Here is a 7,040-nt window from a genome sequence, read left to right as displayed (position 1 = left end):
GGGGGCTGTACCTCGTCAACAAGCTGGCGCGGCGGTGGGGGGCTACCCGGCTCTCCACCGGCAAGGTCGTCTGGTTCGAGCTCAACAGAAGCTGAACAACGCGAGGCGCCCGGCACTTTCTTCAAGTGCCGGGCGCCTTTCGTTTGTTACTGGCCCTGTTGACGAGGTACAGCCCCCGCCCGCCCTCATCGGTCGCGCGCGCGTTCCGCAGCCGGGGCAACTGCGGTACGTCGTCCCCGACTTCGCAGCGCAGGACGTCGGTCCGCAGCAGCCTCAGCGTGACCGGCCGGGAGGCGTACCGCACGGCGTTGGTGACGACCTCGCTCACCAACAGCTCGACGGAATCGCTGAGTTCCTCAAGTCCCCAGCGCGCCAGAGCCCTTCGCGCGAGCCGCCGCGCACGGCCGGGTGCCGCGTCCTCCGGCTCCAGGAACCAGTACGCGACATCACTGGGCGCGATCCCGTCGAACCGCGCGGCGAGCAGCGCGATGTCGTCGTCCCGGTCACCGGGACCGAGCATGTCGAGCACCTCGTCGCACAGCGCTTCGAGCGGCGGCGGATGGTCGGGCCCGGTCAGCTGCGCGGTCGCGGCGAGCTTCTCGCGCAGGGCCTCTATCCCGGTCCAGACGTCCCGCAGCCGGGACTCCACGAGCCCGTCGGTGTACAGCAGCAGCGTCCCGCCGGCCGGTGCGTCCAGCTCGACGGCCTCGAAGTCGACTCCCCCGACTCCGATGGGCGCGTTCGGCGGCACCTTGAGGACCTCGGCCCGGCCGCCGAGGTGCAGCAGGACGGGCGGCGGATGGCCCGCGTTGGCGACGGTGATGCGGTGCGACACCGGGTCGTACACCGCGTAGAGGCAGGTCGCCATGCGGTCCTGGCCGAGCCGCTGGGCCTGCTCGTCGAGGTGGTGCAGGACCTCCTGCGGCGGCAGGTCGAGCCCGGCCAGCGTCTGGGCCGTCGTCCGGAGCTGGCCCATGATCGCGGCGGACGTCATCGAGTGGCCCATGACGTCGCCGACGACGAGGGCGACACGGCTGCCGGGCAGCGGGATCGCGTCATACCAGTCGCCGCCGACGCGGGCCGTCTCGGCGGCGGGGAGGTAGCGGGAGGCGAGGCGCACGCCCGTGGGGCGCGGGAGGTGCTCGGGGAGCATCGTGCGCTGCAACTCGTCCGCGATGTACGCCTCGCGGCCGTACAGGACCGCCTTGTCGATGCCGAGCGCGCTGTGCGTGGCGAGCTGGGCGGCGACCAGGAGGTCGTCCGGCTCGAAGGGGAAGCGGTCGGCGCGGCGGATGAAGACGGTCGCGCCGATCACCCGGCGCCGGCCGCGCAACGGCGCGAGGATCGCGCGCTGGCCGCCGGGGACGACCAACTGGCTGTCCTCGCCGAGGAGTTCCGGCAGCGCGGCGCGCGCGGCGGGCGCGTCCGCGAACACCGGCCGGACCCCGCGCAGCACCTCCGCGAGCGCGCCGCCCTGCCGCACCTCGCACAACTCGGCGATCGCGGACGACAGTTCGGAGATCTCCGGCGGCTCGGGCAGCGGCGCCGGGATGATGAACCCGGCCTCCGAGTCGCGCTCCTCGGGGATGCGGTCGGTGCGGCGCAGGCGCAGCACCAGGGGCCCGGTGGGGCGTTCGTCGCCGACCGGCAGCGGGTCGCGCAGGTAGACGAGGATCGCGTCGGAGAACGTCGGCACGGTCGCCCGGCACAGGCCCATCACGATCTCGTCGAGGTCGATGCCCCGCGCGATGCGCCGGGTGGCCGCGCCGACGAACCTGAGCCGGTCACCGTCGCGCCGCATCGGCGTCGGCTGGCCCGGCGGCAGGCCCCCGCCCTTGCGCCGCTCCTGCGGCACCTCGCCGCCCGGCTGCGCGGGGATGGACTCCGGCGCGGGGCGGGGGCGGTGCGCGTCGGGTTCGGCGGCCACCGGCTGCGAGTGCTCGGGATCCTTGCCCATGTCGCCTTTGCCGTCACCGCCCGTGTCGTACGGCGGTGTCTCCAGTGCCGCGGTGCCCGGCGTGAGCGCCGGGGAACGCAGGAGCGCCCCGCGGGGATCCGCGGGGTCGGCGCCCTGAGGGCGTTCGAAGGAGGTCGGGTGCTCCGTCACGCGTGTCGAATCCGTCCGTCCGGGGCTGCGCGCCGTACGCGCAGTCGGTCCCGCAGAAAATCCGATACCCGGAATACGTCTCCGCGGAACGGGAAACCGGCGTGACCGGAGGCTGTTTCCGACTCCCCGGGGGACGACTGGCCGCCGCCCGTACCGGTGTTGCCCTCGTACCCCTCGCTCACGTCCTGCCGCCCCTCGGTGACGTTCGGTCAGACCTGGTGTCTGCTCCGGGAGTTACTGCCGCACTGCCCTTCCGGACGACGATCCTACGGTTGCCGTCCCGGGGCGCATCAAGGGTCTCATGGTGAAGCATGCATGGGGGTACGGTCCCAGTCCTGCGGCAGAACGGGGACGTTCCAGGACGGATCCGGGCGCCAGTTCTCCCAGCCGTCCCGGTACGGCGCCCCCCAGGCGCGGATCACCTCCGCCGCGGCGCGCCCCGCCGCGCGCACCCGCGCGGCCTGCTCGGCGTCCATCAGCCCGACCCGCTGCGCCTGCGCGAACTCGTCCTCGTCGAGCCATTCCCAACTCCGGTCCGGATGTACGCAGATGTCGAGGAAGTGATCCTCGGAGTCCACGCCGCCCGCCCAACGGGCCAGCGGCTCCTCCAGATTGACGTACCAGTTCTTGAACTGCCAGCCCGGCTGCCAGAACAGCCACACCGACCAGGGTTCGCCGGGGCGCGCGAGCTTCAGGACGCCGGTCCCCGACCAGCGGCCCCGCTGGACCGTACGGGGCTTCGTGTACCGCGTCTCCAGCGGCTCCTGGTGCACCGGGGTGCCGTCCGCGAGGCCCGGCTTCACGCACTCCGTGCCGGGCGCGAGCCAGACCGCGAGGAGGTCGGCGTCGTCCCGGACGACGGTGACGGGGCGGGCGATGTGGAAGTCCTCCGCGCCGTTCGCCCGGTAGCGCCACAGGATGGGGGTGCCCGGCGCCCAGCGGACCGGCGGGGACCCGCCTGTCACCGAACCGTTCACGCCGCTCACCGCTCCCTCGTCTGCCATGACCAGATATTAGGTGCCCAGGCCAAGCAGCGCTGTGGCTTCGGTCAGGGTTCTCGCGAACTTAAAGACGCGTCACCGCTGGTTACGGGTGTGTCATCCGCAGGACATCCAGCGCCTCGTCGAGCTGCTCGACCGTCAGGTCCCCCCTCTCCACGTACCCGCCCTCGACGACCACCTGCCTGATCGTCTTCCGCTCCGCGAGGGCCTTCTTGGCGACCTTCGCGGCCTCCTCGTACCCGATGTACTTGTTGAGCGGCGTCACCACCGACGGGGACGACTCGGCGTACTCGCGCGCGCGTTCGCGGTGCGCGACGATGCCGTCGACCGTGCGGTCCGCGAGCAGGCGCGAGACGTTCGCGAGGAGGCGGATCGACTCCAGGACGTTCTTCGCGATCACCGGGAGCATCACGTTCAGCTCGAAGTTGCCGGCCGCGCCCGCCGCCGCGACCGTCGCGTCGTTGCCCGTGACCTGCGCCGCGACCATCAGCACCGCTTCCGGGATCACCGGGTTGACCTTGCCCGGCATGATCGAGGAGCCCGGCTGGAGGTCGGGCAGCGAGATCTCCGCGAGGCCCGTGCGCGGGCCCGACGCCATCCAGCGCAGGTCGTTGGCGATCTTCGTGAGGCCGACCGCGATCGTCCTGAGCTGTCCGCTGGTCTCGACGATGCCGTCCCGCGCGCCCTGCGCCTCGAAGTGGTCGCGGGCCTCCGTGAGCGGCAGGCCCGTCGCGCGGGCCACCTCCGCGATCACCGCCGCCGAGAAGCCGGGCGGGGTGTTGATGCCGGTGCCCACCGCCGTGCCGCCGAGGGGGAGTTCGGCGAGCCGGGGGAGCGAGGCGCGCAGGCGCTCGACGCCGTACGTCACCTGCGCGGCGTACCCCCCGAACTCCTGTCCCAGCGTGACCGGGGTCGCGTCCATCAGGTGCGTGCGCCCCGACTTGACGACGTCCGCGAACTCCTGGGACTTGCGGGTCAGGGACGCCGCGAGGTGCTCGAGCGCCGGGATCAGGTCGTGGGTGACCGCCGCTGTCGCCGCGATGTGGATCGACGAGGGGAAGACGTCGTTCGACGACTGCGAGGCGTTCACATGGTCGTTGGGGTGCACGTCCTTGCCGAGGCGCTCCGTCGCCAGCGTCGCGATCACCTCGTTCGTGTTCATGTTCGACGACGTCCCCGAACCCGTCTGGAACACGTCCACCGGGAAGTGCTCGTCCCACTTCCCCTCCGCGACCTCCCGCGCCGCCCCCTGGATCGCCTCCGCGATGTCCGCGTCCAGCACCTTGAGCTCGGCGTTGACCTTCGCCGCGGCCCCCTTGATCCGCGCGAGCGCCTCGATGTGCGCCCGCTCGATCCGCTGCCCGGACACCGGGAAGTTCTCGACGGCCCGCTGCGTCTGGGCCCGCCACTTCGCGTGCGCCGGGACTCTGACCTCGCCCATGGAGTCGTGCTCGATGCGGTAGTCGCTCATGTCCCGTACAGCGAACGGGGTCGCTCACTTGTTCCTGGCGGGGCGGATGTTCACCCGATCAGGGTGTGCGCCGCCTCACTCCGGGACCGGACAGTGGTAGCGGCCTCCGGCCAGGATCCGGCACTCCTTCACGAAGGGCCCGTAGGAGCTGACCTCGAAGATCCCTTCGGGGTGCGCGGCGATGCCGTGGACGTGGAAGTCCTCGCCGTTGTTCGTGATGTCCTGCGTGTGCCGTCCGGTGGAGTCGACGTACGTGGCCTCGAACGCCTTCCACGTGCAGTCCTTCGTCCCCGAGGTGACCTGGACCCGGAGTCCCATCGGAGCCGCGCCGTTCCCCAGGTCGATCTTCCTGCGGGAGAAGAAGGGTTCTCCGTAGTTCCCTTCCTCGCCCGTGATCAGCGCGGTCGCGGGGGAGCGTGTCAGGTCGAAGAACATTCCTTCGTAGCTGCCGCCCGCCTGTTCCTCGATCTCGATGACGTTGCGGGCCTGCGCGGGAGTGCAGCTGAGTCCCTTGACGCGCAGGCCGGTGATGGAGAGGCTCGCCTGCCGGTCGCTGAGGATGTCCACGAGCCATGCCTCGGCGTACGTGTAGTCGGGGTTGGAACCGTGCTTCGCGAGGCCGCGGTCGCCGAAGAAGGCGCCGCGGCCGTGGTGTGCCTTGAGGAACGGTGTGAGGGGACTGTCCAGAAACGGCTCGACGGTGCCGTGCCCCTTCTGCGTCCGGAGCAGTTCCGCCTTGTCCTCGGCGGAGAACGGCGTACTGAAGAGCATCGCCTCCGCGTACTCGGTGTCCGGCCGCACGGAGGCCGAGAACGCCGGACCCTGCCGGTCCGCCTTGTCCTCCGCCTCGTCCGCCACCCGCGCGTCGTGCTCGGCCGTCAGCCAGTCGCATCCCTTCGCCGTGAAGAGCGTGAGCATCGCGGCCAGTGCCGACCAGCCGAGACCCACGACAAGGCGGCGCCGGCGTCTGACGGGATCGGCGTGGTCCGCGTCGGGCGCGACACCCGCGATCACGTCCTCCAGGAACGGGGAGCCGTTCGCCGGGGGAGGCACCTCGGGAGGCGGTTCGCTTCCGGTCATGGGACAGCCCTCGCAGGGGTGAGCGGCCGTGACGTACGGAAATCCGATGGTAAGTCACAGCCGCCGGCGGGGATCCGGGATCACGGACAGTTCCGGTCGGGACCCGATCGATCTCGATCGTGGTGACGTTCTCGGCTCGGGGTGCGGGAGTGGTGCCTCGCCGGAACCGGATTCTCCGGATCGTCGAGCCAGACGGTCTCCGCGTCGGCGGTGACTGTCAGGCCGAATCGTCCGAAGCCGGGTTTCCCCTGCTCGTTCCACCACCTGTACGCCGATTCGGCTTCGTCCCAGAGGCGGCGCAGCCCTGCTTGCCACACGCGTGTGGGAGAGCCGTCGTGGAACACCGCGCACGCCCATGAGCGGTCGGTGAGCCCGTAGAACCACACCGGGCGTTTCCCATCGTGCTTCTCAGCGGCGACGTGAACGCACTCGCGGAGACTCACCCCGAGGGCGAACCGCCGTGGATCGAAGCGTTCCCCGAGGAAGTCGCCTTCCGAGATCGTGGTGGACGCCCTCTCACTGTCGGGGGCGCCGCTGATGTAGTCGGCGTGGACGATGGACGGGAGCCGTTGAGTCCGTGCCTTCATGAACTCCACAGGGCCGGTGAAGGCCCCTGAGGCACTTGCTCCGTCCTCGGAGACCGTCAGCCGTGCTACGGCGTCGCCGTTGCCGTAGTGGGTGCCCCAGGGGGCGACGACGACCCCGTCAGGTCGGCACTGCTCCACCCACGCGAAGGGGATGGAGCGCAGCCCGCAGGTGGCGATGATCCGGTCGTACGGACCGCCTTCCGGGTGCCCCTTGAGGCCGTCCCCGTGGATGACATGGACCGGAAGACCGAACCTGGTCAACGCCGTTCGCGCATCGGCGGAAATCGCGGGATCTACTTCAACCGTCGTGACGTTCTCGGCGCCCAGCCGGTGAGCGAGCAGAGCCGCGTTCCATCCGGTCCCGGTGCCGATCTCCAATACACGGTTTCCCGATTGCACATCGAGATCCTGAAGCATCCGGAACACGACGGACGGCATGGAAGCGGAAGAGGTCGCCACAACTCCCGGATCAGGGCCGGAATGCTTACCGTCGTCCCACTGCGTGACCAACGGGACGTCGGATTCCGCGTACCGGTACCAGAGTCCAGGATCGGTCGCCCGCGACACGGGAACGCTCTGCCCAGTTTCCATGTCGAACGGCCAGATGAGCTCCGGAAGGAACGGTGCGCGGGGAACCGCAGCGAACGAGGGCGCCCAGTCCGAGGAGAGGGCACCCCCTGACATAAGGGCGCGCCCCAGCCCTTCCCGGCCGGGGCGCTCCTGGCGTTCGTGGTCAGTCACTCAACAGCCCTACTTCTTGGGCGGGTTGGGGACACCGGGACCGCCGTCCGGGG

General features: G+C 70.6%; 4 protein-coding genes and 1 pseudogene. All 5 read right to left on the bottom strand.

The features are described from left to right. Nucleotides 1-121: 121 nt before the first annotated feature. On the bottom strand, nt 122-2,107 hold the full coding sequence (locus tag AOK24_RS16225; protein WP_055720788.1) for an ATP-binding SpoIIE family protein phosphatase: 1,986 nt from the start codon (nt 2,105-2,107) through the stop codon (nt 122-124). 299 nt (nt 2,108-2,406) lie between these two features. Next, entirely contained in the window at nt 2,407-3,111 is a 705-nt protein-coding gene (gene fomD, locus AOK24_RS16220; protein ID WP_409121419.1) for a cytidylyl-2-hydroxypropylphosphonate hydrolase, read from the bottom strand. A gap of 82 nt (nt 3,112-3,193) precedes the next feature. Next, a complete protein-coding gene (locus AOK24_RS16215) occupies nt 3,194-4,579 on the bottom strand; it encodes a class II fumarate hydratase (protein ID WP_055720787.1) in 1,386 nt (461 codons plus the stop codon). A 75-nt stretch (nt 4,580-4,654) separates the two neighbouring features. Continuing rightward, nucleotides 4,655-5,659 (bottom strand): hypothetical protein, encoded by a 1,005-nt coding sequence (locus tag AOK24_RS16210; RefSeq protein WP_055720786.1) that lies wholly within the window; start codon nt 5,657-5,659, stop codon nt 4,655-4,657. A 176-nt stretch (nt 5,660-5,835) separates the two neighbouring features. Further along, nucleotides 5,836-6,930 (bottom strand): annotated as a pseudogene (locus AOK24_RS16205) (methyltransferase domain-containing protein); the annotation flags it as partial. Between the last annotated feature and the right edge of the window lie 110 nt (nt 6,931-7,040).

The sequence above is a fragment of the Streptomyces niveiscabiei genome (assembly GCF_001419795.1).
Classification (GTDB): domain Bacteria; phylum Actinomycetota; class Actinomycetes; order Streptomycetales; family Streptomycetaceae; genus Streptomyces; species Streptomyces niveiscabiei.
Note: the sequence above shows the minus strand (reverse complement) of the source record. Positions and strands in the feature narration are given on the sequence as shown.